Annotated in this window: 21 protein-coding genes, 1 riboswitch and 1 other annotated feature; of the genes, 2 read left to right on the forward strand and 19 right to left on the reverse strand. The window is 35.1% G+C overall.

Annotation, left to right across the window (positions count from 1 at the left end):
• Positions 1-25 precede the first annotated feature (25 nt).
• The 11 genes from BLT22_RS00075 to BLT22_RS00125 form a co-directional block, all read right to left on the reverse strand.
• On the reverse strand, positions 26-1,387 hold the full coding sequence (locus BLT22_RS00075; protein ID WP_176935236.1) for a patatin-like phospholipase family protein: 1,362 nt from the start codon (positions 1,385-1,387) through the stop codon (positions 26-28).
• 146 nt (positions 1,388-1,533) lie between these two features.
• Positions 1,534-2,163: a V-type ATP synthase subunit D gene (locus BLT22_RS00080; RefSeq protein WP_072694646.1), complete on the reverse strand. Its 630-nt coding sequence runs from the start codon at positions 2,161-2,163 to the stop codon at positions 1,534-1,536.
• 5 nt (positions 2,164-2,168) lie between these two features.
• Entirely contained in the window at positions 2,169-3,545 is a 1,377-nt protein-coding gene (locus BLT22_RS00085; RefSeq protein ID WP_087058570.1) for a V-type ATP synthase subunit B, read from the reverse strand.
• Positions 3,538-5,322 carry a V-type ATP synthase subunit A gene (locus BLT22_RS00090; protein ID WP_091759292.1) on the reverse strand — a complete coding sequence of 595 codons (1,785 nt, stop codon included), beginning with the start codon at positions 5,320-5,322 and terminating at the stop codon, positions 3,538-3,540. The genes BLT22_RS00085 and BLT22_RS00090 overlap by 8 nt, the downstream gene beginning before the upstream one ends.
• Positions 5,323-5,334: 12 nt before the next feature.
• Positions 5,335-5,646: a V-type ATP synthase subunit F gene (locus BLT22_RS00095; RefSeq protein WP_087058575.1), complete on the reverse strand. Its 312-nt coding sequence runs from the start codon at positions 5,644-5,646 to the stop codon at positions 5,335-5,337.
• On the reverse strand, positions 5,639-6,640 hold the full coding sequence (locus BLT22_RS00100; protein WP_087058577.1) for a V-type ATP synthase subunit C: 1,002 nt from the start codon (positions 6,638-6,640) through the stop codon (positions 5,639-5,641). The genes BLT22_RS00095 and BLT22_RS00100 overlap by 8 nt, the downstream gene beginning before the upstream one ends.
• Positions 6,641-6,653: 13 nt before the next feature.
• Positions 6,654-7,235, reverse strand: coding sequence for a V-type ATP synthase subunit E family protein (locus BLT22_RS00105; RefSeq protein ID WP_091759295.1), 582 nt, complete (start codon positions 7,233-7,235; stop codon positions 6,654-6,656).
• Positions 7,236-7,328: 93 nt separating this feature from the next.
• Positions 7,329-7,802: a V-type ATP synthase subunit K gene (locus BLT22_RS00110; RefSeq protein ID WP_087058582.1), complete on the reverse strand. Its 474-nt coding sequence runs from the start codon at positions 7,800-7,802 to the stop codon at positions 7,329-7,331.
• Positions 7,803-7,825: 23 nt separating this feature from the next.
• Positions 7,826-9,781 (reverse strand): V-type ATP synthase subunit I, encoded by a 1,956-nt coding sequence (locus BLT22_RS00115; RefSeq protein WP_091759298.1) that lies wholly within the window; start codon positions 9,779-9,781, stop codon positions 7,826-7,828.
• Positions 9,768-10,094 (reverse strand): hypothetical protein, encoded by a 327-nt coding sequence (locus BLT22_RS00120; protein WP_091759300.1) that lies wholly within the window; start codon positions 10,092-10,094, stop codon positions 9,768-9,770. The genes BLT22_RS00115 and BLT22_RS00120 overlap by 14 nt, the downstream gene beginning before the upstream one ends.
• A 40-nt stretch (positions 10,095-10,134) precedes the next feature.
• Positions 10,135-10,181 (reverse strand) — a sequence feature (sodium ion sensor (DUF1646 type); this cis-regulatory element may regulate processes involved in with the transportation of sodium ions).
• Between the two features lie 308 nt (positions 10,182-10,489).
• The gene (locus BLT22_RS00125) at positions 10,490-11,356 is read right to left on the reverse strand and encodes a DegV family protein (RefSeq protein ID WP_091759302.1); all 867 of its coding nucleotides are present in this window, start codon (positions 11,354-11,356) and stop codon (positions 10,490-10,492) included.
• 350 nt (positions 11,357-11,706) lie between these two features.
• Between BLT22_RS00125 and BLT22_RS00130 the strand changes: the two genes are divergently transcribed.
• A complete protein-coding gene (locus tag BLT22_RS00130) occupies positions 11,707-12,039 on the forward strand; it encodes a hypothetical protein (protein ID WP_091759305.1) in 333 nt (110 codons plus the stop codon).
• A gap of 53 nt (positions 12,040-12,092) precedes the next feature.
• On the opposite strand, the gene cls is transcribed toward BLT22_RS00130, so the two are convergent.
• From cls to BLT22_RS00145, 3 genes are all read right to left on the reverse strand, one after another.
• A complete protein-coding gene (gene cls / locus BLT22_RS00135; protein ID WP_091759308.1) occupies positions 12,093-13,547 on the reverse strand; it encodes a cardiolipin synthase in 1,455 nt (484 codons plus the stop codon).
• A 217-nt stretch (positions 13,548-13,764) separates the two neighbouring features.
• Entirely contained in the window at positions 13,765-14,334 is a 570-nt protein-coding gene (gene thiT, locus BLT22_RS00140; RefSeq protein ID WP_091759311.1) for an energy-coupled thiamine transporter ThiT, read from the reverse strand.
• 87 nt (positions 14,335-14,421) lie between these two features.
• Positions 14,422-14,528: riboswitch (TPP riboswitch) on the reverse strand.
• Positions 14,529-14,556: 28 nt separating this feature from the next.
• Positions 14,557-16,236, reverse strand: a complete 1,680-nt coding sequence (locus BLT22_RS00145) for a ribonuclease J (RefSeq protein WP_087058597.1) — start codon at positions 16,234-16,236, stop codon at positions 14,557-14,559.
• A 210-nt stretch (positions 16,237-16,446) separates the two neighbouring features.
• Here BLT22_RS00145 and BLT22_RS00150 point away from each other — a divergent pair, with 210 nt between their 5' ends.
• The gene (locus BLT22_RS00150) at positions 16,447-17,448 is read left to right on the forward strand and encodes a biotin--[acetyl-CoA-carboxylase] ligase (protein ID WP_091759314.1); all 1,002 of its coding nucleotides are present in this window, start codon (positions 16,447-16,449) and stop codon (positions 17,446-17,448) included.
• 58 nt (positions 17,449-17,506) lie between these two features.
• On the opposite strand, the gene pnp is transcribed toward BLT22_RS00150, so the two are convergent.
• The 5 genes from pnp to BLT22_RS00175 form a co-directional block, all read right to left on the reverse strand.
• Positions 17,507-19,636 (reverse strand): polyribonucleotide nucleotidyltransferase, encoded by a 2,130-nt coding sequence (gene pnp, locus BLT22_RS00155; RefSeq protein ID WP_091759316.1) that lies wholly within the window; start codon positions 19,634-19,636, stop codon positions 17,507-17,509.
• Positions 19,637-20,101: 465 nt separating this feature from the next.
• Positions 20,102-20,371 (reverse strand): 30S ribosomal protein S15, encoded by a 270-nt coding sequence (rpsO, locus tag BLT22_RS00160; protein ID WP_091759319.1) that lies wholly within the window; start codon positions 20,369-20,371, stop codon positions 20,102-20,104.
• 167 nt (positions 20,372-20,538) lie between these two features.
• The gene (pyrE, locus tag BLT22_RS00165) at positions 20,539-21,165 is read right to left on the reverse strand and encodes an orotate phosphoribosyltransferase (protein ID WP_091759322.1); all 627 of its coding nucleotides are present in this window, start codon (positions 21,163-21,165) and stop codon (positions 20,539-20,541) included.
• A gap of 1 nt (position 21,166) precedes the next feature.
• Positions 21,167-21,877: an orotidine-5'-phosphate decarboxylase gene (pyrF, locus tag BLT22_RS00170; RefSeq protein WP_091759325.1), complete on the reverse strand. Its 711-nt coding sequence runs from the start codon at positions 21,875-21,877 to the stop codon at positions 21,167-21,169.
• Positions 21,870-22,796 carry a dihydroorotate dehydrogenase gene (locus BLT22_RS00175; protein WP_091759328.1) on the reverse strand — a complete coding sequence of 309 codons (927 nt, stop codon included), beginning with the start codon at positions 22,794-22,796 and terminating at the stop codon, positions 21,870-21,872. Before BLT22_RS00175 ends, pyrF begins: the two co-directional genes overlap by 8 nt.
• Positions 22,797-22,804: the final 8 nt, after the last annotated feature.

Here is a 22,804-nt window from a genome sequence, read left to right on the forward strand (position 1 = left end):
GAGTCGTTTGGGGAATTATTTAAATTTATTCTTTTATTTTTTTCTTTAAGTATAAAATGTATAAAGCTAACGCAAAAGAAAATGGTTTAATAAATATAATTGTTTTAAATAACTTATCTGGAAATTCGTCATTTGATTGTTCTAACGTTTCCAATATAAAAAGTGTCATATGTCGATTAGAAACAAACGGGATTTTTTCTTTAAATTTTTCTGCCCATTCTTTTCCGCTCAAATGAAATTCAGGTACTAGATCTCCATATAAATTAAATGTTTCCTCTTTCTGTAATCTTTTAACTCTTTTCAGTATTGCTAACTGAAAATTCTCAACGGTATACACTTTTTCAGGTAATATACGAAAAATTCTACCCGCAAGTTCCATCATTGCTAAAGGTAGAGTATTTTTATCTACTTGTTTATTCCATTTATCTGAAAGTTCCTTGATTAAAAGTAATTGATAGTCTTCATCGAAAAATAATTCTAATTTATTCTTCGGATTATTTAAAGTTAATAATTCATTTAATGCGAGATAAAACTTACAATTTTCAGTTTTTATAAGATCTTTTCCAAAAGTATACCAATATCCTTGAAATCGTTCCGCTGACTTCATTGTTTCCAGATATCCTAATTGTATATTTAGAGATGTTCTTTTTTTGTGAAAAAACAGGTAATCTCCTAAAGACCATTCTGTTCTAATCCATAAAGTTGGAACAGTTTCAATATGGTGTTTTGTTCTTAGAAAGCCTGGACCTTGTACATCTACTATAATTAACTTATCTGGATTTTTTTTTAACACCATTTCGTAAGGTATATGATTTAAATACCCACCATCCATATATGGGATTCCTTCAATATAGATTTTTTCCATAGCTGGGTAAAGAGATGAACTAGCAAGTAAGAATTTACTTAAGCTATTTCTAGGAATATCTTGTAGATAAAAAAATTCAATTTTATTTTTTTTACCATTTGTCACTGATAATCCAAACTCAATGGGCGACTGTCGAAGAATCTCTTCGTCATGAATATATTGATTGATCAAATTACTCAAAGGTTCTGAACTGAAGCCTTGCTTCTTAATCGCTTTAATAAGAAAACCACTAATTGTGCGCTGATAATCTTTAAAGCTTTTAATGCTCAAAGGAAACTTATAATCTAGAATTTTAGATCCTTCAATATCAAGCCACATTTTTTCTGCATCTAAAACATTTCCTTGCAACATTAATGCACCATTTAATGCACCCACCGATGTTCCTGTAATTATATCCGGTTTATAATCCAGCTCATCTAGAGCTTTCCATACGCCAACTTCAAAAGCGCCTCTAGCACCACCACCGCCTAGAACTAAAGCAGTCTTCTCACCTTCTTTTATATTAAAAAATTCTTTAGACAATCTCAGTCCCTCCTTATTAGTACAGAACTATGCTTAAAATTATTGATATATTTAGCACGCCCGTATTACATTGTTACAAATAGAATCAGTACCTATGTATGATAAAAAAGGTATCGATAATAATTATCGATACCTTCCTTTAAAAACTATCCCATATCTTTTACTTTCATCAAACGAGTAATGGAAGCACGTTCCGCTTCATCTAATTTCATTTGAATAAAGTAAATTGTCTCTTCAAGTTGTGGAATCGTCATGAATTCAAGTGCATTTACACGACGTCTAGTTTTTTCGATTTCATCTGCCATCAATTGACATGTTTTTTCAATTTCCGCTAATTGAAGCATATCTGGCATTACTTCGATCAAGTATTGAAAAGTCAAATCTAATTCACCATTTGAATTTAAATATCCATAACTTAAGTCTTCGAGATCATCTGCGTTCTCATTATATTGAAAATGCATTTGCGGCACACGAACACTCATAATATTTTTCTGATCAATATTTAAATTAACACTTTGGCTAGGAACAGCCATCAATTCTTCAATAAAGTTTTCATGAAGAAGTGATTTGGCCATTGCAAATGATTGCATTGCTTTTTCTAATTTATCTTCCACTTCGATACGCAATTCGTTATTTTGACGAATCAACGTAATGAAACGTCTCATCAGTTCATCTTGCTTATCTTTGAGGAGTTTATGCCCTCTGGAAGCTAACGAAAGACGATCTTTCAGGTTAGATAGTTCCATTCGAGTGGGGTTGACATTTAACTTAGCCATTTACCTCACTCTCCTTTTGGTAAATATTTGTCCAGCATATCATCTTTGATACGTTTTAGTTCAGTACGTGGTAAGACTTTCAATAAGTCCCATCCTAAATCAAGCGTTTCTTGAATCGAACGATTCGTGTAGTTTCCTTGGTTTACGTACTCTTTTTCAAATTTATTTGTAAATTCAACGTACTTACGGTCACTTTTAGATAAGGCCGCTTCACCAAGTACTGCAGATAATTCTTTCGCTTCTTTACCTTGAGCATACGCTGAGAAAATCTGGTTCATTGTAGCAGCGTGGTCTTCACGCGTCTTACCTTCACCAGTTCCTTTATCTTTCAGACGAGAAAGAGAAGGTAAAACATCGATTGGTGGTTGATAACCTTGGTTATACAAATCACGAGAAAGAATAATTTGTCCTTCCGTAATATATCCAGTTAAATCGGGAATCGGATGTGTTATATCTTCTTCTGGCATTGTAAGAATAGGAATCTGTGTAACAGACCCTTTAGATCCTTCCAGACGACCAGCACGCTCATATAAGGTTGCCAAGTTTGTGTAAAGATAACCAGGATATCCACGACGCCCTGGAACTTCACGCCTAGCTGCTGAGATTTCACGAAGTGCCTCAGCATAGTTGGTCATGTCAGTCATGATTACTAATACATGCATATCTTTCTCAAATGCTAGATATTCAGCTGCTGTAAGCGCCATACGAGGTGTGGCAATACGTTCGATTGCAGGATCATCTGCCAAGTTGACAAACAATACTGAACGATCAATCGCACCAGTTTTCTTGAAATCTTCCATGAAGAATTCAGCTTCTTCAAATGTAATACCAATAGCAGCAAATACAACAGCAAACTTATCATCAGCGTTTGTAACTTTAGCTTGTCTTGCAATTTGAGCTGCTAATTCTTTGTGTGGTAAACCAGATGCTGAAAATACTGGTAATTTTTGACCACGAACTAATGTGTTTAAGTGGTCAATGGTTGAAATTCCTGTCTGGATAAATTCATCAGGATAGTTACGAGCAATAGGATTGATCGCAATACCATTGATATCTAAACTTTTTTCAGGGATCAAGTCTGGCCCACCATCATTCACACGACCCATTCCGTCAAAAGTACGTCCGATCATATCTTCAGATACATCTAATGATAACGGCTTACCAAGAAAACGTACTTTTGTATCTTTCAAGTTAATTCCTGTTGATCCTTCAAATAACTGAACAACAGCATTATCTCCATCGATTTCAAGTACTTGTCCACGTCTTCTTGTACCATCTTGAAGTTCAATATCAACAAGTTCATCATATTTAACCCCTTCAACTCCAGTAACAGTCATCAAAGGTCCTACTATTTCGGAAACTGTTTTATACTCTTTAAGCATCTGACTCTACACCACCTTTTTCAATAACTTGTTGAATTGTTTCTTCTGTCTGCTTACGAATATCAGCAAAACGAGAAAGTTCTTCTTCAGGAATAAATTTAGAACGTCCAATTTTTTCTCGAATTTCATCGGTACCTTCATTGATTTCATCATAATATGCACCTAAGTCCATAGCACGAAGTGCTTTGTCTTGGAAATCAAGAATCGTTTCAATCATTTCAAATTGTTTTTCTCGAGAAGTATACGTATCAACATCATCAAACGCATTTTGTTGCAAGAAGTCTTCACGAATCATACGGGCAATGATTAATTTTAATCTATCGCGTTCTGAAAGAGACTCTACCCCAACTAAACGAACAATCTCTTGAAGTTCAGATTCATCTTGCAGTAATGATTTAACTCTAGTAACTTTTGCAGCCCAATCAACATTCAGCTTTTTGCCTACAAAAGCATTCATATCATTTGAGTAAAGTGAATAAGAGCTTAACCAGTTAATTGAAGGAAAGTGACGTCTCTGAGCAAGTGATGAATCAAGACCCCAATAAACTTTTGCTACACGCAATGTATTTTGTGTAACTGGTTCAGAAGTATCTCCACCTGGAGGTGAAACCGCTCCAATAGCAGTAATACTACCTTCACGACCTTCAGAACCTAAAGAAATAACTTTCCCCGCACGTTCATAGTATTCAGCTAGACGACTACCTAAATACGCAGGATAACCTTCATCCCCCGGCATCTCTTCTAGACGACCAGACATTTCACGCAACGCTTCAGCCCAACGAGAAGTTGAATCAGCCATAATTGCAACAGAGTATCCCATATCACGGAAATATTCAGCGATTGTAATACCGGTATAAATTGATGCTTCACGAGCCGCAACCGGCATATTAGAAGTATTTGCAATCAATACGGTTCTTTCCATGATTGACTTACCTGTATTTGGATCAATCAATTCAGGAAACTCATTGATAACATCCGTCATCTCATTCCCACGTTCACCACAACCAACATAGACAACTAAATCAACATCAGCCCATTTTGCGATTTGGTGTTGCACAACTGTTTTACCAGCCCCGAAAGGTCCTGGTACAGCAGCAGCGCCACCTTTTGCAACTGGAAATAATGTGTCGATAACACGTTGTCCAGTAATTAATGGTTCAACCGGATTTAATTTCTGGCTGATTGGACGACTACGTCTAACTGGCCATTTTTGGATCATTGTAAACCCTTTTTCACCTTCAGGTGTGTCAATAACGTAGAGTGTATCTGTTAGTTTAAAAGTTCCGCTAGAGATAGATTTAACTGTTCCACTAATACCGTTAGGTACCATGATTCTGTGTTCTAATACACTAGTCTCTTGAACAGTTCCTAAGATATCTCCACCTATAACTTCTGCTCCAATTTCTACAGTTGCAGTAAAGTCCCACTCTTTATCTCTATTAAGTGGCTTAATTTCCATACCACGTTCCAAAAAGTTACTATTGGTTTTATCCATAAATTCGTCTAATGGACGTTGGATTCCATCAAACATTTGTGCAATCATTCCTGGAGCTAATTCTACAGATAAAGGTTCTCCTGTAGTCTCAACTTTTTCACCAGGTCCAACCATTGAAGTTTCTTCATATACTTGAATAGATGCAACATCTTCACGCATCTCAATAATTTCTCCAATTAACCCTAATTCGCCAACTCGGCAAATATCTTGTATATTAGCTGACTCCATACCTTTAGCAGTAACTAAAGGTCCTGAAACACTAACAATTGTTCCGTTACTCAAATTCGTACCCTCCTATAAAATATTTTGACCCACAGCTTTTTCGACATTTTCTTGGACACGTTTCTTCCCAATGCCGCGTGAACCAGCATGATTCGGGATCAAAATGACGGCAGGTGTCATTTTAGCATCATATCTTCTAATAGTCTCTGGAATCAATTCTGCCAATTGTTCAGTCAAATAGACAACACCATAATTTTTTTCTGCGAGTTTGTCAATGATTCGTCTAGCCTCTTTTGCTTCTGTAGCAAAATGCACATCAAAGCCGAGCATTCTAAAGGCCAATACTGACTCTCTATCTCCAACAACACCAATATTGTTAGGCATAATTCAATCGCATCCTTTCTCTGATTCCATCGGCAGAAACGCCGTTTTCCTTACCAGAAAGAATAAGTCGCAGGTTTTTTACTTCTGTCTCTTTTGCATAAATGTAAGCTACGATGGGTAGTGGCCCAAAAGCTTTCAATTTAGCATCCTTCATCATTTTCATATAAGCATTATCTGTTTCAAAATCAATTTTCACTGGTGAAATTTCATTTGTTTCAGAATCAACTGAAGCTTCGATGATAGATCTATATTTCGTATTCATTAGAGCACTTGCAGCAGAACTAAGATCTTTAGTAGCAATCTCTAATAATTTTTCTTTAGGTATAGATCCTGAGCTAGATAAAATTGTTAATAAGAAATTACGTGTTCTATTTTGTCTCATTGCCCGTGTCAATGTAGACAGGTTCTGAAAATCAATAAAAGTCTCGACCATTTCTGGAATTTCAGGTTCATTCGTTTCATCAGCAAGAATGCGCATATGAGTGAAATAACGTCGATCTAAAATAATATCTACTGCCTGAGCATTATGATATTGATCATAGTCTTCTTGTACTTCGTGGATGCTATCTAGATAAGGCTGAGGTAAAACATCAGAATCCCCTGTTCTTACTGCTTGTCTCAATTCAGATATGTCATATCGACCAATAGGAATGAATAGGTGATCTAGTTCCTGATCCGTAAACTCTTCTTTAAAAAGAACTTTAAGATTATGATAAGCATAACGCAGTCCGAACAACTCAATTAAAGCTTTGTTCGGACTTATGTTGAATAATTCATCAAAAGTCTGATGTAGTTCGTTCATCAGCATAGTGTCATAGTTCTTATCTTCTTTTATTCGATCAACATCATTTCTATACGGAGTTTCACGCAGTACATTTACAGCATCTTCAAAAGAATTGGCTGCAAGCATGCGATCATACTGTCCCCGATTCAGGAGGTTATTTTCATACACACGAATGAGTACATTACTTGAACCATAAGCGGTATCTTTCAAAATTTTCTCCTCCTTAATCAAATAATTCTTTTGTTATGATTGGAATCAATTCTGACTTAGCATCATCAATCAATGCATCGAACAAGAAATTGTATTCAATTCCATCTTTTTGAACAAGTACTCCTGCTTCATCACTTATAGTCTCATTAGACAATGTAGCCACTAGCTCAGGATCTGTAGTTTCATTGATCCAAGCTTGATCTACAAGATTTACAGTTTTTTCTCCACTAACCAGCGTTATTTTATTTTCATGTTTAAACTGATTCAACACTCCAGCTAAGAAGAGTTTATAATCTGCTTCACTGATGTGGTTCATTTCTTCTTTAACATCCTTGATCACTTTAGAGAGGATATCTTGCTTAGCTGCTAGTACATTATTCCTTCTTTGAATCTCTAAAGTATTTTTACGGATTGTATAATTATTTTGAGCTGTTTCAGCGATTGCTTGTTTACGAGCAATTTTGTCTTGTTCTTCTTTAACACGTGCAGCTTGGATTTCATTTTCAGCATCTTTTTGAGCTTCTTCCACACGTTGACGAATAGCTGCTTTTTCTTTCTCAACAACTCTTTCTGTCAAAAGTTTTAAATCTGCCATGCTAAACCTCCTTAGTAGTTCTTCTTTTCATGGAGAATATAGACCTGTTGAAAAGATCTATATCCGAATTTAAGAAGTGATTTTATTATAGAATTATAAGATAATCATTACTAAGGAAATAACGAAACCTAAAATAGCATAAGTTTCAACCATCGCTGAGTAGATAATCCCTTTTGTTGTATGCTCAGGTTTTTGTGCCAAGATTTGCATAGCTGCAGAAGATACGCGTCCTTGGTTACCACCAGAAGAAAGACAAGTGAATGCAACTGGTAGGCCAGCCACAAACAAGTACCAACCTTCAGAAACTGCTAAATCTGGAGTGATTTGCAAGAAAATCAAGAATCCAATAACGAAACCATAAAGACCTTGTGTCGCTGGAAGCATTTGTAGTACCAATGCACGACCAAATGATTCTGGTTGTTCTTTAGTTAATGCTGCTGCTGCTTCCCCTGCAATTGATACCCCGCGTGATGATCCGATTCCTGAAAAGATAACAGCCATTGCAATTCCTAATCCAGCAAAAATTTGACCTGTGTTATCCCCTAAAAGTGTTTGTAAAAATTCCATTATAATATTCCTCCATTTTTTAATTAATTCTTTTGTTTCAACCAAATATGTTTTTCAAGTGTTTTCAATGGTGTCAACGGCTTCCCGCCACCCTCAAAAAACTTACCGAAGAACTCAACGTACTGCAATCTGGATGAGTGAACATAAGCACTCAAGAATGACAATGCAAGGTTCATTGCTTGTAGTGCAATAATTAGCACCACACCAATTGTAAATCTGAATAACGGTGGTAAATAACCTACTATAAGGTTAAATGCCATAGCAATGTTCGCACTTGCTACACCAAGAGCCATTAGACGGGTATAACTAACGATGTCCCCGACATAACCAGTAACTCCATATAAATTATAAAGTCCCAGACCAAATCCTAGTGCTTTATTTTTACTTGAAATTGTAGAAACGACTATAATTCCAGCTACATTGATTAATGCTAGACCAATACCGATTTGAGTAACTAAAGGAATGCTGAAGACGATTGATCCTAAAACATATATTGCAAGTCCTATAAGCATCATTGCCCAAGCATAACCATCTACATAACTAGATGCTCTCTGTCCCTGACGTCCTTTAATGATACCATTCATGATCAATCCGAAAATTAATTGGATAACACCAATAATGACGGATATAACCATAACGACTATAACGTCATCCTGCAGTGAGAGCACATGGAACGGTAAAGAAATTCCAAAGAAACTTCCAAAGAATAGTCCAAATGCCATTGTCGGGTAGGCTAAAATATGAAGAAACTTCATAAATCTACGAGTTGACCCTTCAACATTGAAAAATCTCAGAGCCACAAAAGTTCCAAGCCACAATAGTAACCCATATCCCAAGTCTGCTCCAATCATTCCAAAGAAAATTAAGAAAAATGGAAACATCAGTGGTGTAGGATCCACTTCGTTATATTTTGGTAAACTGAACATCTCTGTAATCAGTTCAAAAGGCTTAATTAGGCTGTTATTATGCAAGACAATTGGAACTTGATCGAATTCTTCCATCTTGACATCGTCCGTCATAATAACCACAGCGTCTTCACCCAAGTCGGTATTAATTATATGTTTTAAAGAATCAAGTTTATCTTCTTCAATCCAACCACTAGCTATAAATAAATGTTCGCTATTTAATACTAAATCTTTCGCTAGTTCTCTTTGACCAAGATTATAGTTGTATTCTTCTGCCAATTGTAAATCTCTTGACACTGAACGCCAACCTTTTATTTCTTTTTTCAAAGCGGCTTCTTTTTCATGAAGAGATTTCTGATTATTCAAATTTGAATATAAGGCATCTTCAGGTAGAAGCTCGAAAGGGTACTTCAATTCTCTGAAACTTAACTCAGTAGTCAATTTCTTGAATTGCTCTTCCTGCTCTTTAGCAAGAATGATTAGGTAGGCAATTTCATCACTTCTACTAAAAATTTCTTCGTAGTATGCAGTAGATAATTCATCTAATCCTCCAATAAGCATAGGAGCGTGTTCATTGTCTACTGTACCTATATGGACATTCAGAAGTTTCAATCCATTGACTTCAGAAGGATGGAATTTTAATTCACGCCATTTTCTTAAGAATGATTCTTCTTCTTGTAGTGCTTTCTTACGTTCTTCAATGTGATTAAGTTCTTCTTCTTTATCCTGTACCTGACTAATCAAACCTTTAATATCAGTATTTTTAACATTATTTTCTAACTCTTCTAAAGAGAGTACTTCTCTCTTAGTTTTGAGTTTTTCGATCATTCCAGGTTCAGGAATATATTGTTTTACGTAAGATAATGCATGTTTAATATCTTGAAGTTCTGACTTATAGTCCAACGTATCATTATAAACATCAGCAACTTCGAATTGTTCTAATATATCTTCCTCTAAAACATTAGAAAGTGAAATGACTTCAATGCTTTGCATCTCTTGAATCGAGCGCAACAAAGTTTCTTTGTTCTGTTGCTCAGCCATCAAAGTCAATTTTTTCATTTTAGCGATTGCCATATCGACGCACTACCTCCTCTGCTATTCGATTGGCTAGAGCTTGCTTGTTTTCTTGATAAGCCTGTTCGAACCGCTCTGCTTCTCTATCAGCGGATTCATCCATTTCAGCTTGATCTTTATCTAACTTAGCAGAAAAGATCTGTTGTTGTTCGGATTCATATTCTGATAATTCAGCTTCAAGTTTAGATTGAATAGATTCAATTGTCTCAGCTGTTTCTAACTCGATCTGCTTGATTTCATCATCAGCATCTTTCCGTAATTGAGAAGCGCGTGCTTCAGCTTCTTTAACATAATTTATTGCTTCACGGTTCATATCGTGCCTCCTTCCGCCAAAAAGGACGTGACTAACAAGCATCTTCTCACCCCAGAAGATATTTACCTTGAAAGCTCACGCCCAACCGCATTATTATTTATTTCGACCACGTGGTCTATATTACCATACGTTTTCTTTTGTTGTCAATTACGTCTCCTCCCACTTAAATGAGGATAAACGTTGAACAACTAAAGGTTGTGAGCACTTGCAACTTTACTTTATTTACATTATGAATCTATAATCAGACAATATCAGCATCTACTTTATTTTCTTAACATCATTTTCAAAAAAATACTGATTTAAAGCTACTCAACACCTGTATTCTCCTACTATAAAGATTTGTTTCAATAATTAAGTTGAGTACGAATAAATAAGTGCATACTTAAAATAGATAGTTACTTCTCATTTCCAAAACTAAATAGTGCCAAAGAGCCAAATCCAGTATGTGAAGCTATTGTAGGACCATAAGAGGTAATAATAATTTGTTTAAATACCTCTTTACTTTCAAGCAACTTTTTTACATATTCTGCATCTTCAAATACACCGACATGCCCAATAAAAATCGTTTGATTTTCTGGCTTTATGATTCCTGCTAGCGTTTGATCTACTAAAAAATGTAATGATTTTTTTCTTCCTCTGACTTTTGAGTAGGGAACCAGTTTCCCTTCGCTTGTCATAACAATAATTGGTTTGATACTCAATATAGAACCAACCGTTGCTGCTGTAGCTGATATTCGGCCTCCACGTTGAAGATGTTTAATATCATCAACAGTAACCCAAGAATGTACAGAGTTTTTATGTTCTTCTATCCATTCTACCAGCTCATTTAAAGACATTCCCTCTCTCTTTCTCTTAGCAGCTTCATAAACTAATAATCCTTGACCCAATGAGGCTGCTTTAGTATCCACAATTGTAATTTGTACTTCCTTATATTCTTCTTTCAGTATTTCCACTGCCTGGAGGGCATTATTATAGGAACCACTCAATCCAGAAGAAAAGGCCAAATAGAGGACTGGCTTATTTTTCTCAACATATTGCTTGAACTTTTCAATATAAGTATGCACATTAATTTGAGAAGTAGAAGCAGTTGCTCCTTCTTTTAACCTTTTAAAGAAATGAACCTTATCAAACGATACTCCCACATCATCAACCAGCTCTTCGCTTTCTATAGAAATAATAAAATTAAACACTTCTATTTGATACTCTTCTATTATCTCTAAAGGAAGATCGCAACAAGAGTCTGTGATGATCTCATACTCCATAATCTCAACTCCTTTCTATGAATTCTATCATCATTATACTGATACAATATTAAAATAGGAAGAGATTGATCCTTTATTTCATACTTAAATATTTAAAATAAAAATAGAGCAATTAACAAATGCAGGAGTAGTCTTAGCATTATGAGGGTTTATTATCAGATTAAAATTGAATATGAAAATTAGTAAAGAAAAAAAAGAATAACTTGGTTGTCTTTTTATCTTATCGTATTTATTTGGGATTAATTAATACCCAAATTGATACAGTATTTATTTAATTTTTAATTAGTGTTGACATTCTGAATGTTTGTTCGGTATAATAAGTTTAAACAAATGTTCGGGGAGATGAAAGTATGGAAAAATTGGCAATTGAAAAAAGTACAATTATGTCTTATTTCAAAGAAAATTATTCGAATTACATCAAAGGCAGTCCTTTTTCTCTTCAAAAGCAAATGCCTGTAATGCAATTGAGACACTTTATCAAACAAGCAGTCCGTAAAAAAAACTCAATTACTATTCAGTTGAATCCAACTTTTAATCAAACAACTGTTTCAGAATGTACAGGAATCGCCACATTTTCTCCTTATTCTAGCCAGCTTATTTTAACTAGTCTGGATAATAAAACAATTCATTTAATCAACAGTGAACAAATTAGACATATTCGCTTAAATCCTAACTCTAAATAATTCAAAAACACCAATGCTGCTTATCTCTCTGCAGGATTGGTGTTTTTTTGATCTTATAATATAGGAGAGAATAACCGACTAAACTGTTGTTTAAATAATTCCCACTTTGAATAGTTTTTTATGATATCTTCTGTGAGTTGATAAGAAACCTCTATATCCTTCTTAAAAATTTCAACCTGTTGTTTTGCTAGTATTCGATCGTACATAAATGTATTCACTTCAAAATTCAACTTAAAACTTCTAATATCAAAATTTGCCGTACCAACTGATAATATTTCTCCATCGATTACAATTGTTTTAGCATGAAGAAAGCCAGCGTCATAAATATAAACCTCAACCCCATTGTTCACCATTTCCTCTACATAACTTAAAGTTGCACGATATATAAATGGATGATCTGGTTTGTTAGGGATCATCAGCTTGACATCAATGCCAGATAAACTTGCAATTTTTAATGTTTCCATAACTGCTTCATCAGGAATGAAGTATGGAGTCTGAATATAAACGGAGTGTTTTGCCATGCTAATCATTTTCAGAAGCCCTTTTTTTATCGCATGGACTTCATTATCCGGTCCACTAGAAACAATTTGAAGATCAGTTGTTCCTACAAACGATGAAACTGGAAAATAGCTTTCTTTATAACGTACAATTTGATTTTTTACAGAAGCATTCCAATCCATTAAAAATCTTGTCTGTAAAGGAAGTACCCCATTCCCTTTTATTCTAAGGTGCGTGTCTCTCCAATAACCCATCTTTTCATATAGTCCTAAATAATCGTCCCCAACATTAAAGCCGCCGGTATACCCAATTTTTCCATCTATAACGACTATTTTCCTGTGGTTACGGTAGTTAAGTCTAAAATTCAGAATATGTTGCTTTGCACCCAAAAACGGTTCGGCTTGTCCGCCTAGTGATTTCAAATGGTCAAAAAAATGCGCTCCAACAACTCTGGCTCCGATCGGATCATAGAGCACTTTTACTTCTACACCTTTTGCTGCCCGTTCTTCTAAAGCCTTTAGCAGTCGAGTGCCAATCCCATCAGCTTTAAAAATATAGTAGGTGACATGTATGTGATGTTTCGCTTTTTGGATGTCTTTAATTAGTCTATCAAATTTTTCTTTTCCATCTATGATAATATCAACTTGGTTTCCCTTAGTCAGAATTGATTCATTACTCTCTAGGAAAAGTGAGACTAATTCTAGTGTAGTATCCAAATGTTTAGTTTCCGGTAAATCAAGATTTTCTGTTTCAATCAATTGCTTTTGAGCTTCAACAAGTTGATTCATTCCGATTCTTTTCTGAGAACGAATATCGAAAATATTTTCTTTTGAAATTTTTCGTCCTAAAAATAAATAGATAATGAATCCAAACCCTGGTAGCATCGTAATAACCAGCAGCCAAGCCCATATAGCTGCAATATCTCGTTCTCTTTCTCTAAATACAGTAAATAATGCTAACCCTGAATTAATAAAAATAAAAAGCAAAAAAATGATTCTAATAATTTCCATCTCTATCTCCTTATTACTTTCGTCTCAAAATGTTATAAAATCAATTATTATTGAGTTTCACATCTAGTGTACACTATAGCTGGTTTCCTCGTCCACTTATATTTTTCATCCTTTTCATACTCCATAATCTCAATATAATAACTATGTGTAATATTCAAAAAACAATAAACCAGTCTCTAGTGTTTAGAGACTGGTTTATTATTTTTGATTTGAAATTTTAATTCTTGGTTTTCGGAATAAACATTGATGGCGCTCGGTTAAATAATAAAATTAGTACTACTATTGTAACTGCAACTGTTGAGAGCATGCTCGCACCATTGAAAAGTAGTGAGAAAGTAATTGGATCAAGTCCCCATACTGCGTATTCTCCCCAGAAAAATACTCCCGCTACAAAATGCCAAAACCAACGGGCTAATGAGCCGATAAAAGTGGTTATAATAAGATATTTTCTAGCAGTTTGCATAGAATGGCTTTTTATACTATGACTAATTTTCTTGCTATAATATCCAGCAAATCCAATAGAGGTAAATGCAATGGTATATTCAATAAAAAATTGATATACATTTAATATATAAGCTGTTCCACTTACCACATGTAAGATTCCCCATAAAAATCCAGAAAATAGTCCAGGCAACATTCCTCTTCTAATAGCAAAGAATGTTAAAGGAATTGTTCCCAGAGATATACTATATGATGATCCGATTCCTGTTGGAATCATTGACAAAATCATTGCTATAGCTGCAAATAGTGTCCCTTCTAAATAAACTCTTAATTTTTCGTTCTGCATAAAAACTCCTCCTATAGTTTCTATATATACTAGAGGAGGAGTAAATTGAGTTAATCACAGCAAAAAAGCATAATATATATACTTATATACCGAGTTTAGGTACTCTCCCTACGCACGTATGAACGTACAGGTTCAAAGGGTCTAGACTTATAGTCTACTCTCAGCCAATTGAATTGGCTCCCCTAGTACAATATAGTTTAATAATAACAACTCAATCAATATTTAATTGAATCGACGGTTTTGGTTCACTTCCATTATAACAGGTAAAATGATTGGACGTCTACGAGTTTTTTTGAATAAATGATTCCCTAACTCTTCTCGAATATCTTGTTTGATAGATCCCCAGTCAAAGTCATTATGATCTAAGTTTTTACGGACAACCTGTTTCACAATATCATTAGATTCGTTGATCAGATCTTGGCTCTCTTTAACAAATACAAATCCTCTTGTCACAATGTGTGGTCCAGAAACAACCGTTCTTTTTTTTCTGTCAATTGTTACAACAGCTACAAAAATACCATCTTCTGACAACAATCTACGATCTCTAAGAACAATATTTCCGATATCACCAATTCCAATTCCATCGATCAAAGTATTGTCCGCAGAAACTTGGCCCGTTTGGTTCATTTTACCTTTTTCATAGTTTAAAACATCACCATTACTTAAAATAAAAATGTTTGTATTTGATATACCAGTTTCATTAGCAAGATCTGCATGAGCTGCTAACATACGATATTCTCCTTGAATCGGAATGAAATATTTTGGTTTAAGCAAGTTAATCATAAGTTGTAAATCATTTGGTGTAGCATGACCGGATGCTTTCATATTATCAGAAATATGTTTAACAGTTGCTCCTGCACGATAAATTAAATTTTCCGTTTCCGCAACTGTTACTTCCATTGAAATAGAAGGACTTGTAGCAATAAATATTAAATCTCCAGACTTAATATTTACTTGCCCGTGACTTCCCGTAGCCATACGATTCAATGTTTTGATCGGTTCACCAGAAGCTCCTGTTTCGAGAACTAAAATCTGTTCATCATCATATTGATCAATTTTGTCTACAGAAACAATCAGGTTTTCATCGGGTAGATTTAATTTATCAAGTTTGATAGCTGTTTCAATAATCGCTTCAAGGTTACGGCCAGTTATAAATACTTTTCTACCTGAGTCTTGAGCAGCATTTAGGATTTGTTGAATTCTTAAGATATTACTTGCTACTGCTGCTACAATAATACGGCTATTTGTATCTTGAAAAATATCCAATACTTCTTCTTGAACTTTCTTTTCAGAAACATTTTCTAATACACTTTCTGCTTCGTTTGAATCACTTAATAGAGCAAGTACACCTTCTTTGCCAATCTCTGAGATTTGAGAAAAGTCAGTATGGTAATTGTCGTTTGCACTTTGGTCAAATTTAAAGTTTCCTGTATAAACAATATTTCCTTCTTCTGTTTTAACAGATATCCCCATTGAATCAGGAATAGTATGGGTTGTTCTAAAAAATTTCACTAAATTCCCATGAAAATCTATCTCAGTATGTTCATCAATAACATGATAATCATCGAATTCAGTACCAAGATTAGTTTCTTTGACTATAAGTTTTGCCAAAGCAATCGTCAATTCTGATCCGAACACTGGTACATTGAATGTGTTCAAGAAATATGGCAAAGCTCCTATAGCATCTTCATGTCCATGAGATAAGAAGACTCCCGCAATACGGTCTTTATTTTCAAGCAGATAACTAAAATCTGGAATGACAGCATCAATTCCATATAAATCATCTTCCGGATACATTAATCCACAATCTAGGACAAACAGGTCTTCCCCAGATTCCACTACATATAAATTTTTTCCATTTTCTCTTACTCCTCCAAAAGGAATAATCTTAATATTACTCAAATTTCTCACCTCTAAAAGTTGATTTTACGTATAGTTCATTTCACATTTATCATTATGACATTTATTCATATTACGTCCGTTCAATCTACACTAATTTTAGTATAGCATAGAAATCAGGTATTTCCTACTGGTATAAAGTCGACTTTTATTCTTAAGAACTGTATACTAACTAATTGATAGAACTGATTTTTTATAGAAAGGAATGCTCAGATGGATTTAGACAAAAGAAAAATCATGTTATTAGATTATTTAAACAATATATATCCTCATAGTGAAACAATACAAAATCTGATCTCCATTACTTCTTCAGATCTAGAAACATTACTTTTACTTATAAAAGAATTAATAAGCGAAAAAATGCCTGTCATTCAAATACGACAAGAAATCAGATTGCTTTATCCTGTTTTATCTATACCCGCAATAAAGTATGGGTTAAATACTCACTCATTAGGAGACCCATTATTCTTATTCCAGACAATTCCTTCTACTAATAATTATTTAAAGCATAATTTAAACACTTTAGAGAGTGGTTCACTTGTCCTAGCTCACAAACAAAGTCAGGCTAAGGGACGTTTAGGTAGAGCCTGGTCTTCCCCTGCTGGAAGTACAATCTCTATGAGTCTCTTACTGAAACCCGAAAAAACTAAGTTAAATTATGCACTATTAACTCAATTAACTGCTGCAGCTATAGTTAAGACGTTAGCCCTACAAAACACAAATGCTGAGATTAAGTGGCCGAATGACATACTAGTTGTACGCAAAAAGATTGCAGGTATATTGACTGAAACTGAATATTCAGGAGATACACTTGAAGGAATTATTCTTGGTATTGGAATTAACACCAACATGGACGATAACGATATCCCTATAGATATTAGAAATAAAGCCACTTCATTGAAATCAGTTGCAGGCATAGTAGACCCAAATTCTCTCGTTTCAAACTTTTTAAATGAATTCGAAAGACTGTATGATAATTGGATCATGACTCATGATAGTAAGCCATTTTTAGATATCTGTCGGAATCATTCCGCATTGATTGGAGGAGAATACTGGATTGAAGAAAATAAAGGATTAGAATCTACAAGACGAAAAGCCAAAATTGAAACAATTAATGATGTAGGAGCACTTGTTGTTACCTATCTTGATACATTTGAAACATCGACTTTGCTTTCCACAAACTATTCGATTCGAGGAAATCATGGATATATATAACCTGTCAATTTATCTGCAAAAAAAGAGTAGCCCCAAAGACTGAGCTACTCTTTCTTAATTATTTAGTTTCTTTATCTGATTCTGAATTATCGGCTTCAAGTACAGCTTTTCTGGATAAGTTAACTCGGCCCATTTTATCAACCTCTGTAACCTTAACTTTCAAAATATCCCCGACAGAAATAACATCTTCTACGTTTTTGATATATTTATCTGACAGTTCAGATACATGTACTAATCCGTCTTTTCCTTTGACAATTTCAACAAAGGCTCCAAATTTTTCAATTCGTTTGACGGTTCCATTGTAAATTTTCCCAATTTCTACTTCTTCAGTCAATTCTTCAATAATTTCGATTGCACGTTTGATTCCATTAGCATCTTGACCGTAAATTGAAACATTTCCTTCTTCGTCAATATCAATCTTCACACCTGTTTCAGCAATAATGCCATTGATAGTGTCGCCACCCTTACCAATAACAACTTTAATTTGTTCAGGCTTAATTCTGATTGATTCGATTTTAGGCGCATACTCACTTAATTCTGCGCGAGGATTAGAGATAGCGGCTTCCAGATTATCAAGAATTTCTAAGCGCGCTTTCTTTGCAGAAGTTAAGGCTTCTTCTAAAATTTCTTTAGTGATTCCTTCGATCTTAATATCCATTTGCAGAGCAGTAATACCTTCTCTTGTACCAGCAACTTTAAAGTCCATATCTCCCAAATGATCTTCTAGACCTTGAATATCAGTAAGAACTGTATAGTCATCACCCTCCATGACTAATCCCATTGCAATACCGCCAACTGGGGCTTTAATCGGTACGCCGGCATCCATCAATGCTAATGTTCCAGCACAGATACTCGCTTGTGATGAAGAACCATTAGATTCAAGTACTTCTGCTACCAGACGAATTGTGTACGGGAAATCTTCCTCACTTGGAATAACTTGGGCTAACGCTCTTTCACCTAATGCCCCGTGTCCAATTTCGCGACGACCTGGACCTCTTACAGGACCAGTACTTCCAACTGAAAATTGAGGGAAGTTATAGTGGTGAATGAATCGTTTTCTATCTTCACTACCTAGACCGTCAATAATCTGATATTCATTTAAAGGTGCTAATGTAGCGACTGACAATGCTTGTGTCTGTCCACGAGTAAACAGACCTGAACCATGGACTCTTGGCAATATTGAAACTTCTGACTCAAGTGATCGGATCTCATCGACTTTACGTCCATCAGGTCTTACGTTTTCTTGAGTAATCAAACGACGTACTTCATCTTTTTCCATATCAGAAGCGATTGCTTTGACATCTTTCATTATGCTTTCTTTATCTTCATGATCTTCAAATTTTTCTGCATAAGTGTTGATAACTTCTTCTTTTACAGCTTCTGTTTTTTCTGCGCGTTCTTGTTTGTCGAAAATTTGGATAGCGGCTTTCATTTTATCATTGAATACACTTGTAATTTCCTCTTTCAACTCTTGATTAGGAACTGAAAGCGTAATTTCCATTTTATCGTGTCCAATTTCTTCAACAATTTTTTCTTGAAAAGCTACTAATTCTTTAATTGCTTCATGACCGAAGAGTAAAGCTTCAAGCATATCTTCTTCTGATACTTGTTCTGCTCCACTTTCAACCATATTGATTGCATGTTTTGTACCTGCTACAGTTAGATGAATATCTGAAACAAGATTTTGCTCTACTGTTGGATTGATAATCAATTCTCCATTTACTCGACCTACATTAACGCCGGCAATTGGCCCATTAAATGGGATATTTGAAATGCTCAAAGATAAAGAAGAGCCTAGCATTGCTGTCATTTCCGGAGAATTATCAGGATCTACAGACATCACTGTATTCGTGATCTGCACTTCATTACGAAATCCTTCAGCAAACATTGGACGGAGCGGTCTATCAATCAGGCGTGCCGTTAATGTTGCATTTTCTGAAGGTCTTCCTTCTCTTTTAATGAACCCTCCTGGGATTTTCCCTACTGAGTACATTTTTTCTTCGTAACTAACCATTAATGGGAAAAAGTCACGATCACTGGCATGGCTGCTTGCTACTGCAGCAGTTAATACCACCGTATCTTCATATCTTAGCAAAGCAGCTCCATTGGCCTGTTTAGCCATTTGGCCGATTTCAGCCGTTAATGTTCTACCGCCAATTTTCGTTGTAAATATTTTTTTCTCTGACATCATTTTCTCCTTTAGGTGTGATTATCACAGGAAGTCCGATCTACTAAACAAATGTCATTTTTAAGCTATGTAAAAAATCACATTTGCATAGTAGAGAATTGAATCTTCCTGCCAATTTACTTTTGTATCTAATCAGTTACTACGCTTCATCTAGTACAATTAGTACCATAAGCCTGCTTCCCTTTAGTCAGAGGCATAACGGATTTGTACCTTACTGCGTTGAAACAACTCCGTCAACTCGATTCGAACGGTCCAAGTTCGGTTACTACGCCTACTACTATGCCCGTAATTTTGCTTTGCTTCGAACGGTCATAGCAAAGAAAGCGAGATTCAAAAGAATCCCGCTTTTTATTATACATAAAATCCAGCATATAAATCCAGATTTGTTATTTAGATTTATTCAGGCTTTTATACCAGACCCGCATTCCATCTAAATAATAACTAAGCGGTTTATATAGCCTTTTATTAACGACGTAAACCTAGTCGTTGGATTAATTCACGGTAACGAGTAATATCTTTATTACGAAGATATGCTAACAAGTTACGACGGTGTCCAATTTTTTTCATTAGTCCACGCATAGAATGAAAATCTTTTTTGTGTACTCGTGCATGTTCATTCAATTCATTTATATCAGCTGTTAGAACAGCGATTTGAACTTCTGGAGAACCTGTATCTCCTTCATGACGAGCATATTCAGTCATAATTCTTGTTTTTTCTTCTTTACTTACTGCCATTTTACTACACCTCTTCCTCATTTTTTGAATCCAATTACTGAGACAACGCTGGTGAAACGTCTATCCAAGTAATGGTCTGTGTCTATCAAGTAGAAGTCCACAATAAATGCAAACTTTATCTAATAGCACTTTACAATAGTACAGTATATCGCTATGAAAATCAAGTATCACTGCCAACTTTTCGGATCATTTTTCCACTGTTTTAAGCGATTTATATCCTCATTTTTTATCACTCCAGCTTGCAAAGCAACTTCGATAAGATCCGTATAGTTCGTAATGGTCTTAAGCTCTACTTGTAATTCATTAAATGCATAATAACTAATCGGCAACTCGTAAGTGAATATTGCGGCAACGCCTAATACATGAGCACCTTCTTTCTCTGCTTCTTGCAATGCATTGATGACACTGCTGCCAGTGGATATCAAATCTTCAATAATAACCATTTTTGCTCCAGGTTCAAATATACCTTCAATTTGTTTCCCTTTACCATGCTGCTTTGTCGAACTTCTAATATATACCATGGGAAGATTCATTTCTTGTGCAATCCAAGCTGCATGGGGGATACCCGCAGTAGCTGTACCAGCAATCACTTGTACTTGAGGATAATATTCTTTTATAAGTTTTACAAAGGCTTTGATTACTTTACTTCTAACTTCAGGAAAACTCATTGTAATGCGATTATCACAATAAATGGGGCTTTTCAGTCCGCTTGTCCAAGTGAATGGATCATTAGGTTGTACAGACACTGCCCCTATATTCAATAATTCTCTAGAAATTTCAATTGATTGACTCATTTCATTCTCCATTCCATTGTTTTAAGACTTCTAAATACGTATGAACCGGATCTTTTGATTGTGTTATGGTACGACCTACAACTATATGAGAAGCTCCTAGTTTTCGAGCTTCATTTGGTGTAGCAATTCTTTTCTGATCATTATTCTCATCTTGATTCAATCTAATGCCCGGAGTCACAAGCAAAAAAGATGCACTAAACTTTTTCTTTATTCTTTCTGCTTCTAATGCTGAGCACACAACCCCATCCATTCCAGATTCACTTGCCAGTATAGCATAGTCCAATACACTTTCCTCAATTGAACTATTTATTTTTTGTTCCTGTTTAATCATTTCTTCTGTAGTACTAGTCAGTTGGGTAACAGCAATAAGCGTGGGTGTTTTTCTACCATTTTGAGTACCTGAAATTAGACCATCTTTGGCTGACTCCATCATTTTTCTACCACCAGCTGCATGTAAATTAACCATATCTACACCCATTCCGGCAATTCCTACCATAGCTTTTTTAACTGTAGTAGGAATATCATGCAATTTAATATCTAAGAATACATCATGTCCATCATTTTTTAATGTATATAAAATCTGTGGTCCCTGTTGATAAAATAATTCCATACCAACTTTTAAATTTAATTTTTTATTTGGAAAATAATTTAAAAAAGCACTAACTTCTTCTAATGTAGAAAAATCTAAAGCAATAATCGGTTTTTTATCCATTCTTTCTTGCCTCTTTCACTTCTGCAATAAGACTTTCAATTGAGTCGATTCCCAATTCATCCAATCGAGCTGGTAGTTCTTCTATAATTTGATTCATGACAAGCGGATTTTTATATGTTGCAGTACCGATAGCGACTGCCGATGCGCCAGCTAGAAACATTTGAATAACGTCGTCTGTTGACTGAATGCCTCCCATTCCGATGATTGGTAAATCTACCGCTTGAGAAACTTGATAGACCATACGTACAGCTATCGGGAAAATACTTTCTCCAGATAATCCACCTGTCACATTTCCTAAAACTGGTTTTCTAGTCTTAACATCAAAATTCATACTCAATACCGTATTAATAAGACTGATTCCGTCAGCACCACCAGCTTCAGCTGCTTTTGCAATTGAAACAATATCTGTAACGTTAGGAGTTAGTTTGACATATATTGGTACTTTTGCTATTTTTTTAACTTTTTCAGTAATCAATTTGACCGTTTCAGGATCAGTCCCGAAAGTAAGACCACCTTCCTTGACGTTAGGACAGGAAACATTAATTTCCAAAGCTGAAATCACATCAGACTGATTCAACTTCTTAGTCACTGTAACAAACTCTTCTACAGTTTCTCCAGCAACACTTGCTATGATCGGTGTCTGATAGTGTGTTAACTTAGATATTTTATCAGTAAGAACTTTGTCGACTCCAGGATTTTTCAGTCCAACAGCATTGAGTACACCGTTTTTTAGTGAAAAGAATTTAGGATCTTCATTTCCAACTCTAGCTCTTTCAGTAGTCGATTTTAATACAATCGCACCCAATTTATTATAATCATATAAATCGTGGTACATATCCCCAAACCCAAAAGTTCCGCTTGCTGGCATGACTGGATTTTTCATTTTTAGACCAGGTAACTTTACTGATAATTGTTTCATTTCGTTTC

The sequence above is a fragment of the Marinilactibacillus psychrotolerans genome (genome assembly GCF_900101525.1).
Lineage (GTDB): Bacteria > Bacillota > Bacilli > Lactobacillales > Carnobacteriaceae_A > Marinilactibacillus > Marinilactibacillus psychrotolerans.

Coding starts and splice junctions, on each gene's coding strand:
- BLT22_RS00110 (WP_087058582.1), bottom strand. CDS start 7,802: ATGGAATTTTTACAAACACTTTTAGGGGATAACACAGGTCAAATTTTT.
- pyrE (WP_091759322.1), bottom strand. CDS start 21,165: ATGAGTCAATCAATTGAAATTTCTAGAGAATTATTGAATATAGGGGCA.
- BLT22_RS00175 (WP_091759328.1), bottom strand. CDS start 22,796: ATGAAACAATTATCAGTAAAGTTACCTGGTCTAAAAATGAAAAATCCA.
- BLT22_RS00120 (WP_091759300.1), bottom strand. CDS start 10,094: ATGAACCGTGAAGCAATAAATTATGTTAAAGAAGCTGAAGCACGCGCT.
- rpsO (WP_091759319.1), bottom strand. CDS start 20,371: ATGGCAGTAAGTAAAGAAGAAAAAACAAGAATTATGACTGAATATGCT.
- pnp (WP_091759316.1), bottom strand. CDS start 19,636: ATGTCAGAGAAAAAAATATTTACAACGAAAATTGGCGGTAGAACATTA.
- BLT22_RS00095 (WP_087058575.1), bottom strand. CDS start 5,646: ATGCCTAACAATATTGGTGTTGTTGGAGATAGAGAGTCAGTATTGGCC.
- pyrF (WP_091759325.1), bottom strand. CDS start 21,877: ATGGATAAAAAACCGATTATTGCTTTAGATTTTTCTACATTAGAAGAA.
- BLT22_RS00080 (WP_072694646.1), bottom strand. CDS start 2,163: ATGGCTAAGTTAAATGTCAACCCCACTCGAATGGAACTATCTAACCTG.
- BLT22_RS00085 (WP_087058570.1), bottom strand. CDS start 3,545: ATGCTTAAAGAGTATAAAACAGTTTCCGAAATAGTAGGACCTTTGATG.
- BLT22_RS00125 (WP_091759302.1), bottom strand. CDS start 11,356: ATGGAGTATGAGATCATCACAGACTCTTGTTGCGATCTTCCTTTAGAG.
- cls (WP_091759308.1), bottom strand. CDS start 13,547: ATGGAAATTATTAGAATCATTTTTTTGCTTTTTATTTTTATTAATTCA.
- thiT (WP_091759311.1), bottom strand. CDS start 14,334: ATGCAGAACGAAAAATTAAGAGTTTATTTAGAAGGGACACTATTTGCA.
- BLT22_RS00115 (WP_091759298.1), bottom strand. CDS start 9,781: ATGGCAATCGCTAAAATGAAAAAATTGACTTTGATGGCTGAGCAACAG.
- BLT22_RS00105 (WP_091759295.1), bottom strand. CDS start 7,235: ATGGCAGATTTAAAACTTTTGACAGAAAGAGTTGTTGAGAAAGAAAAA.
- BLT22_RS00150 (WP_091759314.1), top strand. CDS start 16,447: ATGGATTTAGACAAAAGAAAAATCATGTTATTAGATTATTTAAACAAT.
- BLT22_RS00130 (WP_091759305.1), top strand. CDS start 11,707: ATGGAAAAATTGGCAATTGAAAAAAGTACAATTATGTCTTATTTCAAA.